Origin of the sequence: Klebsiella sp. C360, from assembly GCF_048822415.1 — a bacterium.
Taxonomy (GTDB): Bacteria; Pseudomonadota; Gammaproteobacteria; order Enterobacterales; family Enterobacteriaceae; genus Klebsiella; species Klebsiella quasipneumoniae.
In genome coordinates, this window is the sequence record NZ_JBMEZZ010000003.1 from 37960 (window position 1) to 56060 (window position 18101).

At 59.3% G+C, this 18101-nt stretch carries 14 protein-coding genes and 1 pseudogene; 11 read left to right on the forward strand and 4 right to left on the reverse strand.

All coding sequences use genetic code 11. From position 1 onward, the window contains the following. Nucleotides 1-64: 64 nt before the first annotated feature. From ACOI7D_RS09065 to ACOI7D_RS09105, 9 genes and pseudogenes are all read left to right on the forward strand, one after another. Nucleotides 65-1210: a hypothetical protein gene (locus ACOI7D_RS09065; protein WP_109547190.1), complete on the forward strand. Its 1146-nt coding sequence runs from the start codon at nucleotides 65-67 to the stop codon at nucleotides 1208-1210. A 105-nt stretch (nucleotides 1211-1315) separates the two neighbouring features. Further along, a complete protein-coding gene (locus ACOI7D_RS09070) occupies nucleotides 1316-4711 on the forward strand; it encodes an ImcF-related family protein (RefSeq protein WP_109547191.1) in 3396 nt (1131 codons plus the stop codon). Between the two features lie 133 nt (nucleotides 4712-4844). Beyond that, complete coding sequence (gene tssF / locus ACOI7D_RS09075; RefSeq protein WP_109547192.1) at nucleotides 4845-6608, forward strand: type VI secretion system baseplate subunit TssF; 1764 nt, start codon at nucleotides 4845-4847, stop codon at nucleotides 6606-6608. A 29-nt stretch (nucleotides 6609-6637) separates the two neighbouring features. Further along, nucleotides 6638-7654: a type VI secretion system baseplate subunit TssG gene (tssG, locus tag ACOI7D_RS09080; protein WP_072199222.1), complete on the forward strand. Its 1017-nt coding sequence runs from the start codon at nucleotides 6638-6640 to the stop codon at nucleotides 7652-7654. After that, nucleotides 7635-8171 carry a type VI secretion system lipoprotein TssJ gene (gene tssJ, locus ACOI7D_RS09085; protein ID WP_072199221.1) on the forward strand — a complete coding sequence of 179 codons (537 nt, stop codon included), beginning with the start codon at nucleotides 7635-7637 and terminating at the stop codon, nucleotides 8169-8171. Before tssG ends, tssJ begins: the two co-directional genes overlap by 20 nt. Before the next feature lies 1 nt (nucleotide 8172). Beyond that, nucleotides 8173-8616 carry a type VI secretion system baseplate subunit TssE gene (gene tssE / locus ACOI7D_RS09090; RefSeq protein ID WP_048297773.1) on the forward strand — a complete coding sequence of 148 codons (444 nt, stop codon included), beginning with the start codon at nucleotides 8173-8175 and terminating at the stop codon, nucleotides 8614-8616. A 19-nt stretch (nucleotides 8617-8635) separates the two neighbouring features. Beyond that, nucleotides 8636-10052, forward strand: a pseudogene (locus ACOI7D_RS09095) (VasL domain-containing protein). A gap of 131 nt (nucleotides 10053-10183) precedes the next feature. Continuing rightward, nucleotides 10184-11098 carry a sugar ABC transporter substrate-binding protein gene (locus ACOI7D_RS09100; RefSeq protein WP_032453309.1) on the forward strand — a complete coding sequence of 305 codons (915 nt, stop codon included), beginning with the start codon at nucleotides 10184-10186 and terminating at the stop codon, nucleotides 11096-11098. Between the two features lie 83 nt (nucleotides 11099-11181). Further along, complete coding sequence (locus ACOI7D_RS09105) at nucleotides 11182-11511, forward strand: DUF1869 domain-containing protein (RefSeq protein WP_023290153.1); 330 nt, start codon at nucleotides 11182-11184, stop codon at nucleotides 11509-11511. Between the two features lie 88 nt (nucleotides 11512-11599). On the opposite strand, the gene ychF is transcribed toward ACOI7D_RS09105, so the two are convergent. Both ychF and pth read right to left on the reverse strand, forming a co-directional pair. Next, complete coding sequence (gene ychF, locus ACOI7D_RS09110) at nucleotides 11600-12691, reverse strand: redox-regulated ATPase YchF (protein ID WP_002910443.1); 1092 nt, start codon at nucleotides 12689-12691, stop codon at nucleotides 11600-11602. A gap of 117 nt (nucleotides 12692-12808) precedes the next feature. Continuing rightward, entirely contained in the window at nucleotides 12809-13393 is a 585-nt protein-coding gene (gene pth / locus ACOI7D_RS09115) for an aminoacyl-tRNA hydrolase (RefSeq protein WP_004180389.1), read from the reverse strand. 272 nt (nucleotides 13394-13665) lie between these two features. Between pth and ychH the strand changes: the two genes are divergently transcribed. Next, the gene (gene ychH / locus ACOI7D_RS09120; RefSeq protein WP_002910437.1) at nucleotides 13666-13941 is read left to right on the forward strand and encodes a stress-induced protein YchH; all 276 of its coding nucleotides are present in this window, start codon (nucleotides 13666-13668) and stop codon (nucleotides 13939-13941) included. 221 nt (nucleotides 13942-14162) lie between these two features. Continuing rightward, nucleotides 14163-15209: a MerR family transcriptional regulator gene (locus ACOI7D_RS09125; protein ID WP_048297769.1), complete on the forward strand. Its 1047-nt coding sequence runs from the start codon at nucleotides 14163-14165 to the stop codon at nucleotides 15207-15209. Here the strand turns inward: ACOI7D_RS09125 and dauA are convergent, their stop codons facing one another. Together dauA and prs are read right to left on the reverse strand one after the other, a co-directional pair. Next, nucleotides 15210-16889, reverse strand: a complete 1680-nt coding sequence (dauA, locus tag ACOI7D_RS09130) for a C4-dicarboxylic acid transporter DauA (RefSeq protein WP_060592501.1) — start codon at nucleotides 16887-16889, stop codon at nucleotides 15210-15212. Between the two features lie 250 nt (nucleotides 16890-17139). Next, nucleotides 17140-18087, reverse strand: a complete 948-nt coding sequence (prs, locus tag ACOI7D_RS09135; protein ID WP_002910407.1) for a ribose-phosphate diphosphokinase — start codon at nucleotides 18085-18087, stop codon at nucleotides 17140-17142. Nucleotides 18088-18101: the final 14 nt, after the last annotated feature.

The window sequence follows — 18101 nt, forward strand, 5'->3', positions numbered from 1 at the left end:
GGTGTGGTGGGTTTGGTTGCTGTTTTTGCTGTGTTGGCTGGCAGCAGGCACCTGCTGGGCCATTATGAGCAATACAGATAAACTCCAAATAAACACCGCGGATTTTTGGCAAACGGCGTTGATATTACCGGCATTACTCTGGCTTATTCTGCTGGCGTTGCGTATCGCCTGGTATAAAGGGTTACAGTCAATGGCTGATGGCTGGGATAACGATCGTGAACAGATTTTGAGTCGTGAAATCCAGAGAGGGCGGCGCCATCTGGCAATCCTGGGCGTGAGCTTACACACCGCATTACGTCTCCCGGATGATCGTGATGGTAAGGGGCAGCTAGAGGCGTTACGAAACAATACTCCTGCTTTAAAAACGCAGCCATCCTGGTGGAGTGACGAAGGTATACGACATAGTCGGCTGATGCGTGTCGGCGACGAAACGCCCGAACAGTTGGTTAGGCGCATCATGGGCAATACGTTGAATGAGCTGACTTCTGTACTAGCATCTGTTCCTGCAGAGATACCGCTGTCATTAATCATAGAGAGCGACAGCAGCATGTCCGTCAGCGAGATACAGTCGATCTGGCGCCAGTGTTTGGAGAGCTGCCACATCCGGCAACCGGTGACGTATCTGGAAGGCAAAGGGCTGCAGATGATAGACCACTGGCTGGATCAGCCGATGACTGAGCCATCCCTGATGCTGATTGTGGCGCTACAGGTTGCTCCCAAACAGGTTGAGGGAACGGCAGAAACGGTGGTTAGCCTGTTGCTTGCCAGTCCTCAGGTCGCGGCGGATCTTATGCCACTGGCGCTTCTCCACCGACCAGAGCAGGTGAAGGGGATAAGCCACGAGGCGTTTCATTATGCCTTTGCGCGCGCGTTTGACTGGGCCGCGTTACCCGCGGAGGCCGTGCCTGCCGGTTGGTTGGTGGGTATCAAGATGAACTATCATCAGCCCATCGCAACGGGATTGATCGCGTTGTCGAGCCCGATCAATATCGGTCGTGATCTCTACAACCTGGACAGTAGCCTGGGTTATCCAGGCGTCGCAGCACCCTGGGTCGCGATCGCTGGAGCAATCGTACGGTGCGGTGACGATAAATCTCAACTCATTGTGAGTGGCGACGGTTTTGCCAACCAACCATTATGGGCCACGGTGATAACCCCCTTACCACTATCATCAGAGCTTCACCAGGCCAGGCCCGTTCGCGCTGCCTGAGAGGCGGCAAGCCTCGTGACTACACACTATCTCATCAGACGGTCATATCAGCCCCTGGTGGTGGGTCTGAATCTTTCTCGAATCTTCTTACTGCAGGAAATAAGGATGAATGCAACGGATAGCATATTGCGCTTAGGTAGCCGTTTTGGGGTACTGATGCTGATAGCTGGCGCAATGTTGTGGGGGATATATCACTATGGCGACAAGATTGGATTGAATACGCTGCAAGCGAAACTCTATTTCTGCCTGGGCTTAGGGATCCTTATTCTGCTTTTTCGTTATGGCGGCCGTATTGTGCAGTTCATACTCGGCCGCCATCTGAAGGGGCAGGGGGCGCCATTGACAAGTGGTCAGCATTTGAAGCCGGCTTCCCAGAGTCACCGCGCCGTTATTGAGATGAGGCAGACATTGCGTCGCCAGTATGGTCGCTTTGGGGCTGGCAAAATGACCATTCTGATGCTCACGGGAAGCGTGGCGGATGTTGAACGCCTTGCACCGGGCCTGAGTAGCCAGTACTGGCAGGAGAATGGAGACACATTATTGCTTTGGGGTGGGGAACCCCAGAGCGCGTCGGATAATGACTGGCTTTTTGCTTTGCGTAAACGCTTTCGCCCCCCTGTGAATGGGCTGGTGTGGGTCACTTCTGCGTTTGATCATCTGCCCGCAGCCAATCAGCACGCATCCCCCGCTTTGTTGTCCATGGAGGATATAGATAACATTGCCCATGATCTGGCTGAACGTTTCTCACTGCTAGGGTGGGCTGTACCACTGTATGTCTGGTCGCTGCATCCCCAGGCGGATGATCAGGCCGGGCGCATCGTGCAATCTGTCGGCAGTCTCTTCCCGCCAGACTGTCAGTCGTCGCAGATGCGCCAGTTACTGTCGGCGTTGCCTTCAAGACTGTTAGAGACTGGAGTACAACAGGTCACGGGTAACCCGCAGCATCATTTTCTTCTGGGCCTGGCGGACCAACTCACGCGGCAGCCGGAGCGGATTAGTGTTCCCCTGTCGACGTTTCTGGAACCTCATCGTGCGTTACCGTTAGCCGGCGTTGTGTTCAGCCCGTCATCGCCGCAGGCGTCGCACAGCCTGAAGCATCATTGGCGCCACGATAAACGCTGGGACGTGTTACTGGAATCTCTCAGGGCATCCGGCTTAAAAGCACGAAAGATTGGCTTTCCCTGGCGAAGAGCTGTCTCTGCTTCCACTGCCGCCCTGATGTTATTCTGGGCCGTCTCAATGTCAGTCTCTTTTATCGCCAACCGCGAGCTGGTTGCGACCGCACAGGAGCAGGTGCAGCAGGCCTCGGCGGGAAAACAGCCTCTGGCCGTACGCCTGCATGCGCTCTCCGCGTTACAGAAAACGCTTTCTAAACTGGAATACCGCTCACAGCACGGAGTACCCTGGTACCTCCGCGCTGGCCTGAGCCAGAATGATGACCTGCTGGCGGCGCTTCTGCCGTGCTATGGCGAAAGCGCCTTACCGCTGCTGCGTGATGCGACGGCGCGCCATCTGGAAGGGCAACTGAATGCCTTTGCGCAGCTTCCGCCGGACAGTCCGCTTCGCGAGAAGAGGGCAAAAACGGCTTACGACCAGTTAAAACTGTACCTGATGCTCTCGCGCCCTGAGAGAATGGACGCGTCCTGGTTTGCCACCACGCTGATGCAGGACTGGTCGCAGCGCTCAGGCATCGCCGACGCCGTCTGGCAGGGAAGCGGCCCTTCGCTACTGGCATTTTACGCTGCCAGCCTGGCGTCGCATCCGCAGTGGCGTCTGCCTGTCGATGACGGTCTGGTCAGCCAGGCGCGCACACGGTTAATTCGCCAACTGGGCCAGCGCAACAGTGAGTCCACGCTATATCAGAAGATGCTCGCGCAGGTGGCGAACCAGTATGCGGACTTGCACCTGGCGGACATGACCGGCGACACCGACGCGTCGCGCCTGCTCACCACCGATGAGGTGGTGCCGGGGATGTTCAGCCGGAAAGCCTGGGAAGAGACGGTGCAGCCCGCCATTGAGAAAGTGGTCGCGGAACGCCGCGATGAAATGGACTGGGTGCTGAGCGACGCGAAGCAGCCTGCCGCGCAGTCGACGTCGCCGGAAACTCTGCGAGCCCGGCTGGCGGAGCGTTATTTCGCTGATTTTAGCGGCGCCTGGCTGGATTTTCTCAACAGTTTGCGCTGGCAGCGCGCGGCGACCCTCTCCGATGCCATCGACCAGCTGACCCTGATGGCCGATGTGCGCCAGTCGCCGCTGGTGGCGCTGATGAACACCCTGAGCGTGCAGGGGCGAACCGGCCAGACCGGGGAAGCCATCGCCGATTCGCTGGTCAAATCGGCCAGGCAGCTGTTCAACCGTGACAACCCACCCGCCATCGATCAGCAGTCCGGCGCGCGCGGTCCTCTGGATGCAACCTTCGGGCCCGTACTGGCGCTGCTGGACAATCGCGACGGCGGGACGCCCACCAGCCGTCTTAGCCTGCAGACCTTCCTGACCCGCGTCACCCAGGTGCGTCTGCGCCTGCAGCAGGTCACCAACGCCACCGACCCGCAGGCGATGACGCGCCTGCTTGCGCAGACGGTGTTCCAGGGCAAGGCTGTGGATCTAACCGAAACGCGCGACTACGGCAGCCTGGTGGCGGCGGGACTGGGCCAGCAGTGGAGTGGTTTTGGGCAGACGCTGTTTGTTCGCCCGATGGAGCAGGCCTGGCAGCAGGTGCTGACCCCGGCGGCGGAAAGTCTCAACGCCCAGTGGCGCAGCGCGGTGGTGGAGGACTGGAATAGCGCTTTTGGCGGTCGCTACCCCTTTAAAAATACCAGCAGTGAAGTTTCACTGCCGCTGCTGGCAAAATATCTCAATAGCGAGACCGGACGCATCGCCCGCTTTCTGCAGACCCGGCTGAACGGCGTACTGCATAAAGAGGGGAGCCGCTGGATGGCGGACAGTATCAATGCCCAGGGGCTGACGTTTAACCCGGCCTTTCTGCAGGCGATGAATACTCTGAGCCATCTCTCCGACGTCGCGTTCGCTAACGGCGAAGCGGGATTGCATTTTGCGCTACGCCCCGGCACGGCGGACGGTGTGATGCAGACGGAGCTGGTCATCGACAGTCAGAAACTTGTCTATATGAACCAGATGCCGGCCTGGCGGCGGTTCAGCTGGCCCGCCGACACCGAAGCGCCGGGCGCTAGTCTGAGCTGGATCAGTACCCGGGCGGGCACCCGCCAGTATGGCGATTTCCCGGGCGCCTGGGGCTGGATCCGCCTGCTGGATAAGGCGGTGGTCAGCGCTTATCCCGGAACGAGCAGCAGCTGGAGCCTGAGCTGGAAAGCGCCGGATGGTCTGTTGCTGAACTACACCCTGCGTACCGAGTCGGGGGAAGGACCGCTGGCGCTGCTGGCCCTGCGAAACTTTACGCTACCTGAGACGATATTCAGCGTGCGCGCGCCTGCTGAGAGTGTTCCGCTGACCGACGATATACCCGGCGAAGAGGGATCCTGAAACCGACTCCCTCACTGATTCGCGCTGACCTGCGACGCCGGGCCGCCTCTGCTCATGGCCCCCGGCGGTAAACGAATCTGCCCGCGCAGCCATGCTGCGTGTCTCCCTGAAGACGAATAATGGAATAGTCATAATGGACGATTTAACCCTGCGATATTTTGACGCTGAAATGCGCTACCTGCGTGAGGCGGCAAAAGCGTTCGCGCAGGCTCACCCCGACCGGGCGGCGATGCTGGATCTCGATAAAGCCGGCACGCCGGACCCTTACGTTGAGCGCCTGTTTGAAGGCTTTGCCTTTTCCGTAGGTCGCTTGCGCGAAAAAATTGATGATGATCTGCCGGAGCTGACCGAGGGGCTGGTCAGCATGCTGTGGCCGCACTATTTGCGCACCATTCCGTCGTTATCGATCGTGGCGCTGACCCCAACGCTGCCGGCGATGAAGATGGTGGAAACGGTGCCCGCCGGGTTTGAGATAAGCTCCCGCCCACTGGGGCCGAAAAATACCGTGTGCCGGTACCGAACCACCCGCGATCTGACGCTTAATCCGCTGGCGATAGAGGAGGCGGTGATGACGGCGGATCCGGACGGACGTTCGGCCCTGCGGCTACGATTCGCCTGTAGCGAGCTGGCGGACTGGTCGCAGACCGATCTCCGCCGCCTGCCGCTGTACCTGGGGGAGGACGCCGTTACCGGCAGCGCTCTTCATCTGTGGCTGACCCGACGTCAGGCCGCGCTGTACCTGCGTCTGCCAGGGCAGGCGGAGCGGGTAAGTCTGGACGGCTATTTTTCGCCGGGGGGATTTAGCGAGGAGGATCGTTTATGGCCGAAGGGGGAGAGCGCTTTCAGCGGCTATCAGCTGCTGCTCGAGTACTTCACCTTTCGCGAAAAATTTATGTTCGTGCAGCTAAATGGTCTGGAAAACATGACGCTGCCGGCGGGGATAGCGCATTTCACGCTTGAAGTGGTGTTCAGCGAGGTCTGGCAAAGCGATTTGCCCGTCAGCGCAAGCAGCCTGCGCCTGCACTGTGTGCCGGTGATTAACCTGTTTACCCTCGAGGCTGACCCGTTGACCATCAGCGGGCTGGAGAGCGAATACCTCCTGCGTCCGAAGCGCCTGCAGGACGGGCATACCGAAATTTATTCTGTTGACAGCGTGACCGGCTCCGGGCGCACCGGGGAGGCACGCTATGTGCCTTTCACCAGCTTTCGTCACCAGGGCGGGATGATGCGTCGCCATGCGCCGGAGCGCTACTACCACACCCGCGTCAAGCGGGGCGTCACCGGCATGCACGATACCTGGCTTATCCTCGGCGGGCAACAATGGGAGGCCGACCGGGCGCTGGAGCGGGAAACGGTCTCCTTGCGCATCACCGGCACTAACGGCCAGCTGCCGCGCCGGGCGCTACAGAGCACGCTGCTGGATCGCTGTGAGTCGATATCAGCCACGCCGCTTACCGTCCGTAATCTCTGTAAACCCACGCTGCCGGCATATCCCCCGGCGGAAGACCGCTACCACTGGCGGGTCATGAGCCATCTGGGCACCCGTTTTCTCAACATGATGAGCAGCGCCGAGGTGCTGCGCGGCACGCTGTCGCTCTACAACTGGCGGGAAGATGAGCTCAATAACCGCCGTCTGGACGCCATTCTGGCGGTCAGTCATCACCGAATTCAGCGTTTCGAGCAGGGCTTCCTGTTGCGCGGGCTGGATATCGAAGTGACGCTCGACGGCAGTGGATTTACCGGCGCGGGCGATGTCCATCTGTTTGGCGACATGCTCAACCGCTTTTTCGCGCTGTATGCCGATATGAATCAGTTCATCCAGCTGACGCTCATTGTTCAACCTGAAGGGAAATGTATCCGGTGGAAAGAGAATCACAGTCTGCGCCTGCCCGGCTGATGGCGCAGCTCCGGCCTCAGTTGCCGTACATGAATTTTTACCGCTTCTGCCAGTTGCTGGAGGAGAACCATCCGAAGGCGCCGATCATCGGCAGCGGCTGGCTGGTGGGTGATGAACCCATACGCTTTCGCCCGCATCCGGGGATGGGTTTCCCGGCCGGCGAAATCCGTGGAATGGACGATCCTGACCCGCCCCGGCCGCCGGCGGTTCGCGTTGCTTTTATGGGTCTCTACGGCGTGGAATCCCCGCTACCGACACACTATAGCGATGACATTGCGCAACGGCGGGAAGGCGTCGAGGCGACCGAGGATTTTCTCGATATCTTTAACCATCGGCTGATCGCCCAGTATTACCGTATCTGGCGCAAATATTCCTACCCGGCAACCTTTCGGGCGGGTGGCACGGACAACACCTCGCAGTATCTGCTGGGCCTGGCGGGGCTGGGTATACCGGGATGTGCCGCCGTTGCCGCAGCGCCGCTGTCGCGATTTCTGGCGTTGCTGCCGGTAATGATGCTGCCGGGGAGATCCGGGGAAGGCATGGAGGCGCTGGTGGCGCTCCTGGCCCCGGGGACCCGGGCGACGGTGTACCACCACGATCCCTGCCGGATCCCCTTGTCGCAGCCGTTAACGATGAGCATCCGCCAGCCGGTTAGCCTGCAACACAGGCCAGTGATGGGAACTCACGCTACGGATGTAAACGGTCAGGTGTTGCTGCAGCTGGCGACGGAAAAGCCTGATGAGGTCCGCGGCTGGCTGCCCGGCGGCGAACTGTTCAGCGACCTGATGGCGCTCCTGCACGTCTGGCTCGGATCTCATCTCGACGTGCGGCTGCAGCTTTGCGTCGCCCGCCATTTACTGCCGGATGCGCAACTTTGCTGCCAGCAGGCGCATGCCGTCCAGCTCGGGAGAACGGCTGTGCTGCAACCGCTGGATGCGCAGAAGCAGGCTGACGACAGGATCACGATTTATCTGGGGCGCTATCAGCGCGTCCGGGAAAACCTCCACCGCAGGGAGAGCGATGAAGATGGCGATTACCGCAGTTAAACCCTCTGCCACGTTACTGGCATTCTTCATGGTCACCCTCTTAACCGGCTGCGGCCTGACGCAGACCGTGAAAGACGGCGCCGTTTCCGTGACCCAGTCCATTTTTTACCCCCAGGTGAAAACGCTTCATCTGGATCTTCGCGCCCGGGAAGGCGTGAATAACAACGCCAAAGGCGCCTCCCTGGCGACGGTGGTGCGTATTTACCAGCTGAAGGACCGGCAGGCGTTTGACAATACTGACTACCCGTCGCTGTTTGCCGGCGATGGCCAGGCGCTGCAGGCGGACCGGGTGGCGGAAAAAGATATTCGCCTGCGTCCGGGTGAATCGGTGACCGTTGATATGCCCATGGAAACCAGCGCGCAGTTTGTGGCGGTGGCGGCCATGTTTATCGATCCCGACCTGACGCTAAATAGCTGGCGGCTGGTACTCACCCGGGACGATCTCGACCCGGCGAGACCGCGCATTATCGAAGCCAGCCAAAATCAACTGACGCTGCACCCGCTTAAGGAGAAGTGAAATGCCTCGTCCCTCCCTGTACGACATCCTCTACGGCAATTTCGCCGGCGGGCTGGACCTGAACAACGTCAGCGAAACGGATCAGGTCATCCTGTCGGTGCTCGATAACATGCAGCGCATCCTCAACTGTCGGGCCGGAACGCTGGCCCATTTGCCGGACTACGGCCTGCCGGATATGACCGCTATCCTCCAGGGCATGCCGGCGTCGGCGCATCAGCTGATGAGTACGCTGTCGGCGGTGTTGCTGAAATACGAACCGCGCCTGCAGCGGATCGCGGTGGTGATGCTCGATCAGGATGCGCCCGGCGAACTGCGCTATGCCATTGATGCTGAGCTGAAGGATATCGGTCTGGTTCGTTACGGTACAGAGTTTATGCCTGAAGGCAGGGTGCTGATCCGCCACCTTAAACGTCAGCAGTACCTTGACGCCCGCTCCGCCCTCTAATCTCTCGCTGAAAGACATCATGATGACAACACATAAAGACCGCCGCTATAAAACCGGTGGCGACCCACGCACGCTGGCTGATTTTATTGCCCTGCGTGCGGAAATGAACAAGCTCAGCCACCCGGCGCGGCCGGATATTAACTGGCCGTATGCCGAGCAGCTTGCCCGTGCGCTGCTGGAGCATCACGGCGCGGATCTGCAGACTGTCGCCTGGTATACGCTGGCCCGCGCCCGGCTGGACGGCCTGGCAGGGATCAACGAGGGGCTATCGCTGCTGGAAACGCTGCTGGCCCACCAGGGTAAAAACCTGTGGCCGCAGGCGCTCCCGGCCCGCACCGAAATCTTCCGCACCCTGAGCAAGCGGCTGCGGCAGGTGATCCGCACCCTGAATCTCACCCCGGACGATCTTGCGTCGCTTAGCCAGGCTGAGTGTTCGCTGCAAACCTTCGACGCGGTGCTCCAGCGCCTTGAGATCGCGCCTGAAAACCCGCTGAATGACCTGCGGGCGCTGCTGCGCAGCACGGCAACCCGCTTTGAGAACCTCGACCCTGCACCAGCGCCTCCCGTCGCGCCGCCGGTGGCGATGTCTGAGGCGGCGCTTCCCGACGCTCTGGTCAGCGAAGAGGATGCTGCGAAGGCTGAGCCAGCGCCAGAACGACAACGTAGACCAGAGGCTGAGCCGCCGGCTCCGTCTTCACCAGCAAAGCGGCCCGCGCCAGGGATGGCATCGACTCCGGTCGCCGCGTCGCGCTGGAAGCCATTTATCGCCGGAATGGTCACCATGCTGGCGGTGTCGGGCATCGCCGTCGGCGGATGGCTGGCGCTGCGCCAGACCGATTTGCCGCCGACTGTGATGACGCAACAAGCCGGGCCGCTAGCGGACCTCCCGGGGGCATCTCCCCACGCGCCGGTCGATTTGCGCCAGGCGCAGCGCCAGCTTGACGATCTCGCCCGCCTGGCGCCGGACTGGGCGATAAGCTACGGCGACCGGCTGGTCCAGCTGGCCCTGAGCCGCTGGCCGGAACAGGCAAAGCCCCTGGCGCAAAAGTGGCAGCGGCAGCTAAGCGCTGCGGCATTGCCCGCGGAAAACCTCACCGGCTGGGCGGAGGGCATGCGTCAGCTGCAACGGCTCGCCGGTCAGCTCAATGCCCTCGACGAGCAGAAGGGGAAGTACCTGACGGTGAGCGAACTGAAAACGGCGGTGTTTGCCATTATGCAGTCGCTTAACCGCGCCGTTCCGCTGGAAGAGCAGCTGCGCGAGCTGGCCGCGCTCCCCGCAGGTCAACCCTGGCCAGCCGCCCGCGGCAGTCTCGCCGAACTGCATCTGCAACAGCTGATCGTGGAGTATGCCCTGCTGAAGCGAAAACAGCCGGCGCCACCGCCCGCTGCGCGACCCGCAACCAGGTGGGCCCTCGGTGAGTGAGGCGGTGAAATAAAGTGTGCGCATGGCAACATTTTCTTTACATCATGATTGCAAGAACTCTACGCCCTTCGTAGTCTGAAAATGATTTAAATATATCGTTTGGTTTTATATTGAAAATTTTATTTCAAACTCTGAGGGCATGCTATGAAGCACTGTAACATCATCCTGTTAGTTGGCCTTCTGGCCAGTTCCGCTTCGGCATTGGCGGAGAAGATCGGCGTCTCGATGGCTTACTTCGATCAAAACTTTCTCACCATTATTCGTCAGTCCATTGAGAAAGAAGCTCATGCCCGCCAGGTCGAGGTGCAGTTCGAAGACGCCCGCGGCGACACCGGGCGCCAGGCCGATCAGGTGCAGAGCTTCATTGCCTCCGGCGTGGACGCAATCATCGTTGACCCCGTGGACTCCGCCAGCACCCCGCAGCTGACGAAGATGGCGCAGCAGGCCAGGATGCCGCTGGTGTATGTGAACCGGACGCCGGGGGATAAAACGTTACCCCCTGGCGTGGTGTTTGTCGGTTCGGACGAGCGGGAGTCCGGGACATTGCAGATGGAAGCGCTGGCGAAGCTGGCGAACTACAAAGGCAACGTCGCCATCATGATCGGCAATCTCACCGATGCCGGCGCGCTGCAGCGCACCAGGGACGTAGAGCAGGTGGTGGCCAAATATCCGGCGATGAAAGTGGTGCAGAAACAGCCGGCCAACTATTCCCGCAGCGAGGGAATGGATCTGATGCAGAACTGGACAGGCAACGGGGAAGCGATTGATATTGTGGCGGCGAACAACGACGAGATGGCGATTGGCGCGGCGATGGCGCTGGAGAAGAGCCAGAAGAAGCTGCTGATCGGCGGCATCGACGCCACGCCGGATGGGCTGAAAGCGTTGGCCAGCGATAAGATCCAGGTAACGGTTTTCCAGGATGCCGTTGGTCAGGGCAAAACGGCCTTAGCGGTGGCGTTGAAGCTGATTAAAGGAGAAAAAGTCGAGTCCCATGTCTGGATCCCGTTTGAGTTAGTGACCAAAGAAAACATGCAGACCTATGTGGAAAAGAGTCATTAACGGCAAGGCAGAAATGTTCGAACTTTGCTGATAAAACCGGGCTGAGAATATGACGCCCGGGCAACGAAACCGGAGGAAAAGAGATGGCAACGGCAAAAAGCGGCTACACGCTGCAGGTGATAAAGGCAGGGCTGCAGGGGCATGTTGAAATGAGGTGGGGGCATCTCGCGGAAGTTGATACGCGCGTGGCGGCGGCGACCATCGCGCAGCATATCGGGCGACCCTCGTCTGCGGCGGATCCGCAGGAGATCAGCCTGTCGCTGACCAATGCCGCCAGCGGCATCTCGGTGGAGCTTCATCACCCGGCCTCAGGGGAAAGCGCCACCCCGGCTTTTATTGAGGACGAGTTAAAAAAGATTGTGCAGATCGTTGATGGCTACGAGGCGGCAGAAGAGACCCATATCGTGGAGTAGCGCGCCGCCTTGCGCACAGGAAAAAAAATCCACGCCGGAGCGTGGATTTTTTATTACTCGATGGCGGCAGAAACGCCAGCCAGCGGGATTAGACGTTGAACAGGAAGTTCATCACATCGCCATCTTTCACGATGTAGTCTTTACCTTCAGCGCGCATTTTACCGGCTTCTTTCGCGCCCTGTTCGCCTTTGTAGGCGATAAAGTCTTCATAAGCGATGGTCTGCGCGCGGATAAAGCCTTTTTCGAAGTCGGTGTGGATCTTACCGGCTGCCTGCGGCGCGGTCGCCCCGACCGGGATGGTCCAGGCGCGAACTTCTTTCACCCCAGCGGTGAAGTAGGTCTGCAGGTTCAGCAGGGCGTAGCCAGCGCGGATCACGCGATTCAGGCCCGGTTCTTCGAGACCCAGCTCAGCCATAAACTCATCACGCTCTTCATCGTCCAGTTCGGCGATGTCCGCTTCAACCGCGGCGCACACCGGCACCACTACAGACCCTTCCTGCTCGGCGATAGCGCGAACCTGATCGAGGTATGGGTTGTTCTCGAAACCGTCTTCGTTGACGTTCGCGATGTACATGGTCGGCTTGAGGGTCAGGAAGCTCAGATAGCGGATGGCCTCTTTCTCTTCTTTGGTCAGATCCAGCGCGCGCAGCATACCGGCGTTTTCCAGCTGCGGCAGGCATTTCTCCAGCGCGGCCAGCTCAACTTTCGCGTCTTTATCGCCGCCTTTGGCTTTTTTGGAGACGCGGTGAATCGCGCGCTCGCAGGTATCAAGGTCAGACAGCGCCAGCTCGGTGTTGATAACGTCGATATCTTCCGCCGGGTTCACTTTACCTGCCACGTGAATGATATTGTCGTTTTCAAAGCAGCGAACCACATGGCCGATAGCTTCGGTTTCGCGGATGTTGGTCAGGAACTGGTTACCGAGACCTTCGCCTTTGGACGCGCCTTTCACCAGGCCCGCGATATCAACGAACTCCATGGTGGTCGGCAGGATACGCTGCGGTTTGACGATTTCAGCCAGCTTGTCCAGACGCGGATCGGGCATCGGTACGACACCGGTGTTCGGCTCAATGGTACAGAAGGGGAAGTTGGCCGCTTCAATACCCGCTTTGGTGAGCGCATTGAACAGGGTGGATTTGCCGACGTTGGGCAAACCGACGATACCGCATTTGAATCCCATGATTTAAATCACCTTAATCTTTGGATAATCAATCTGTTATCAGGAACAGATTGCAGAAAATTGAATAGCTTTGCCTATTATACACGGTGCGCGGCAAAAATGCCGCACGACAACGGCTTATTGCGCCTTAAAGGCGTGTAAACGGTTGGTCGCTTTAGTGAGACCATCCTTTAACCAGATTTCCGTACAGCGCGCCGCTTCGTCGACGGCATCATCAATCAGTTTCTGCTCGCTGGCAGGTGGTTTGCCGAGTACAAAGCCGACAACCTTGTTTTTGTCGCCCGGATGGCCGATCCCGACGCGTAAGCGGTGAAAGTTCGGGTTATTGCCGAGCTTGCTGATGATGTCTTTCAGGCCGTTGTGGCCGCCATGGCCGCCGCCAAGCTTAAATTTCGCCACGCCCGGCGGCAAATCCAGCTCATCATGGGCAACCAGAATTTCGTCCGGGTTGATGCGATAAAAGGTCGCCATCGCGGCCACGGCTTTACCGCTAAGGTTCATAAAGGTGGTGGGCACCAGCAGGCGAACATCCTCGCCCGCCAGGTTGATGCGCGAGGTATAGCCGAAGAATTTGCTCTCTTCGCGCAGCGGCGCGCGATGGCGATCCGCCAGTAAATCCACATACCAGGCGCCAGCGTTGTGCCGGGTGGCGGCATATTCCGCACCGGGGTTGGCCAGGCCGACAATCAGTTTAATGGTCACGTTTTCTTTCCTGCATGGGGCATTCTCTGCCGCGTAGTGTACTGTCTGCGGGCGCGCTTGACAAAGTTCTGGCCTCGAGACAATACCAGCATTGATGATTTACTCTCTAAACCATTAGAATTTGATATTGTTCATAGGCTTATTTGTAAATTTTTGTCTATTTGCTGTTCACTAATGTGATCGTGGGCGCACTCCACAGAAGAGACCTTGTCTATACTACACCTATAAGATTTGGGGACATTCCCTGGCAACCCAAAGTCCGGAGGTGACACATGAAACGCAAAAACGCTTCGTTACTCGGTAACGTACTCATGGGGTTAGGGTTGGTGGTGATGGTTGTGGGGGTGGGTTACTCCATTCTGAACCAGCTTCCGCAGCTTAACCTGCCACAATTCTTTGCGCATGGCGCAATCTTAAGCATCTTCGTTGGTGCGGTGCTCTGGCTGGCCGGTGCCCGTATTGGCGGCCACGAGCAGGTCAGCGACCGCTACTGGTGGGTGCGCCACTACGATAAACGCTGCCGTCGTAATCAGCATCGCCACAGCTAACCGCAGCATGATTCCCGCATCGGTCCCTGAAGGCCGATGCGTTTTACTGTGCCTCTCGTTATCTCTTCTTCTTTTTCCCGCCATATGACGACCCCCATTCCGACCTGAGCTTCGTGATGCTATGGTTGCCGCCAAAAGTGAATATCAAGCGCGTTTTTCGCTTGACCCTGACGTTACGTCAGGCAGCAGAGTAGCGGACCTGGCCACAGAGAGGAGCAGTCATGTTAATTCAGGTGGGAGAGCTGGCGAAGCGCGCCGGGCTGACGGTGCGTACGCTGCATCATTATGAACAGACGGGGCTGTTAACGCCTTCGGCCAGAAGCGAGGCGGGCTATCGGCTCTATAACCTGTCCGCGGTTCAGCGCCTGCATATGATCAAGGCGCTGGCGCAGACCGGGCTGACGCTCGCCACCATCAAGGACTATCTCGATCGGCGAACGCTGTCGCTACCCGAACTGCTGACGCAGCAGATAGAGACGCTTAATGACCAACTGCGCGATGTCGGCAGGCTGCGCGACCGGCTGTTGGCGCTGCGCGAGGCGCTGGCGAGCGGCAATGAACCCGATCTGGAGTCCTGGCTACAGACGCTGGAGTTAATGAAAATGTACGATCGTTGGTTTAGTCAACAGGAGTTAGCCGTGCTGCCGTTTGCGGCACAGGATGAACAGCGCGCGCAGGCGTGGCGCGAGCTAACAGAGGAGGTGCAGACGCTGATGGCTAGCGGCTGCCCGACGGACAGTCCGCAGGCGATGAGTCTGGCGACGCGCTGGATGGAGCGCCTGGAGCAGGATACGGCCGGGCGCCCGGAGTTTCTGACCCGCCTGAACGAGATGCATGCCGCCGAGCCGCAAATGGTTGAACAGACCGGCGTCACCCCGGCCATCATTGCCTTTATCACCGAAGCCTTTGCCGAAAGCAAACTGGCCATCTGGGCGCGGTATCTCGACGACGAGGAGATGGCGTTCACCCGCCGGCACTACTTCGACCGGCTACAGGAGTGGCCAGCGCTGGTGGCGAAGCTGCATCAGGCGTGCCGTGAAGGCGTAGCGCCGGACTCGGCGTCGGGTCAGGCGCTGGCCCGGGCGTGGCTTGAGCTGTTTCAGTCCTACGCCGGCACCCGGCCGCAGACGTTGCAGAAGTTTCGTCAGGCAATGGAGCAGGAGCCGCATTTGATGAAGGGCACCTGGATGACGCCAGCGGTGCTGAGCTGGCTGCAGCAGGCGACCGGAGCCTTGATGCGGCAGGCGCAGGGGCCTGCCGCCGGGTGATCACAGGTCAGCCAGCGCGGCCTGACGATCGGGGTAGAAGCTCAGGCGTCCGGGCAGCGGCTTGACGCCGGCGCGCGCTAACGTGCGTAGCGGCTGAAATTCGAGGTTAGATACGCGCAATTCACAGCCTTCCGGCAGCTTGTTCACAAAGCGCTGGAAGGCATCCAGACCGCCGGCGTCGAGAACCGGCACCGCGTCCCACTTCAGCACCACGATGCGCTTGCCGGCGATCCGGGTCTCCAGGTCGTTGAATAGACCTTCGGCGGCGGCAAAGAACAGCGGACCGATCACCCGCAGCACCAGCACGTCGTCTGGCACTTCGACGTTGACCGGCGCCAGATGGGTCATGCGCGCGATACGGCGCATAAACAACAGCGAAGCCAGCACAATCCCAACGCTGATGGCGATCACCATATCAAACAGCACCGTCAGCGACATGCACATCAGCATCACCACGATGTCGTCCTTCGGCGCGTGGCGCAGCAGATTGATGACTTTATGCGCCTCGCTCATGTTCCATGCCACCATCAGCAGCAGGGCGGCCATCGCCGACAGCGGCAGCCAGGAAAGCAGCGGGGCGAGGATCAGCAGCGCCATGATCACCAGCAGGGCGTGGATCACGGCGGCGATCGGCGATGTGGCGCCGGCGCGGACGTTCGCCGCCGAGCGGGCAATCGCCGCGGTGGCGGTGATCCCGCCGAAGAACGGCGCAACGATGTTGCCCAGCCCCTGGCCAATCAGCTCGCTGTTGGCTTTATGTTTGGTACCGGTCATGCCGTCGAGCACCACCGCGCACAGCAGAGATTCAATAGCGCCAAGCATCGCCATGGAGAAAGCCGCGGGCAGCAGCGCCTGCAGCGAAGCCCAGCCCAGGGTAAAGTTGGAACCCGGCATATCCCAGGGCAGCACCAGCTGCGGCAGCAGCTGCGGAATGCCGTTGCCCTGAGTGCCGTCCGCCAGCTGATAGTGGAACTGCGAGCCGATCGTCGCCACATCGCCGCCGAGCAAGTTGACGACCAGCATCACCCCACAGCCGGCCAGCAGCGCCGGGAGGTGGCCCGGCAGACGGATACCCAGCCGCGGCCAGAGGATCAGGGTGCCGAGGGTGACGACGCCGATGGCGGCGTCCCCGACGTTAATGGTCGGCAGGGCCATCGCCAGCGCCGCCACTTTCTGCAGATAATGCTCCGGCACATGGGGCATCTGCAGGCCGAGGAAATCTTTAATCTGCATGGTACCGATGGTGATACCGATCCCGGAGGTGAAGCCGAGGGTGACCGACAGCGGGATATATTCGATCAGGCGGCCAAAGCGCGCCAGGCCGAAAAGCATTAAAAAGATCCCCGACATCAGCGTCGCCACCAGCAGCCCCGCCAGGCCGAACTGCTGGGAAACCGGATAGAGGATCACCACAAAGGCGGCGGTCGGTCCGGAAACGCTAAAGCGCGATCCGCCGGTTAAGGCGATCACAATCCCTGCCACCGCTGAGGTATAGAGGCCGTACTGCGGCGGCACACCGCTGCCAATCGCCAGCGCCATCGCCAGCGGAATCGCAATGATCCCGACGGTGATCCCGGCGATCAGGTCGCGGGTAAAGCGGGCAGTGGTGTACTTTTCTTTCCAGCAAGCGTCGATGAGGGCGCGGAAAGGCATCACATGTGAGGAAAATAATCTGTTCACGATAATGTTTCATCCATGAGCGCATCATCTGTCAACTGAATGGCAGGTGAAGGAGGCATCGGTCATTGCCACATCATCCTTCGGGATGCCTCTGTGTTGGCTGCGTTCATTTACCCCGGTCACGTACTGCCTGTACGCTCCCGGGGATTCATTCACTTGCCGCCTTGACGCATGCCGAATGATTTTGTGGAAGAATTAAAAATTCAGAGACAAAAAAACCCGCCGCAGCGGGTTTTTGTGCTCGGCTCGATTAATGTTCGAACATAGCAGAGATTGATTCTTCATTGCTGATACGGCGAATAGCTTCAGCCAGCATACCGGAGAGCGTCAGAGTACGCACTTTATCCAGCGCTTTAATTTCTGGTGCCAGCGGAATGGTATCGCAGACGACAAATTCATCGATCACAGAGTTTTTAATGTTCTGGATGGCGTTGCCGGAGAAGATCGGGTGCGTCGCGTAAGCGAATACGCGTTTCGCGCCGCGCTCTTTCAGCGCTTCTGCCGCTTTACACAGGGTGCCGCCGGTGTCGATCATATCGTCGACCATCACGCAGTCACGACCCGCGACGTCGCCGATGATATGCATCACCTGGGAGACGTTGGCGCGCGGACGGCGCTTGTCGATGATAGCCATATCGGTATCGTTCAGCAGTTTAGCGATAGCGCGAGCACGAACCACGCCGCCGATGTCCGGAGAAACCACGATCGGGTTGTCCAGGTTCAGCTGCAGCATATCTTCCAGCAGGATTGGGCTGCCGAACACGTTATCAACTGGCACATCGAAGAAGCCCTGGATCTGTTCTGCATGCAGGTCAACGGTCAGTACGCGGTCAACGCCGACGCTGGACAGGAAATCTGCCACCACTTTCGCGGTGATTGGCACACGAGCAGAACGAACACGACGGTCCTGACGAGCATAACCGAAGTAAGGGATAACGGCGGTGATACGACCTGCCGAAGCACGACGCAGAGCATCAACCATAACAACCAGTTCCATCAGGTTGTCATTGGTGGGAGCACAAGTGGACTGGATGATGAAAATATCACCACCGCGTACGTTTTCATTGATTTGTACGCTGACTTCGCCGTCGCTAAAACGACCTACAGCGGCGTCGCCAAGAGAAGTGTACAGGCGGTTGGCAATACGTTGTGCTAGTTCCGGGGTGGCGTTACCAGCAAAAAGCTTCATATCAGGCACGAGAAGAACCTCAG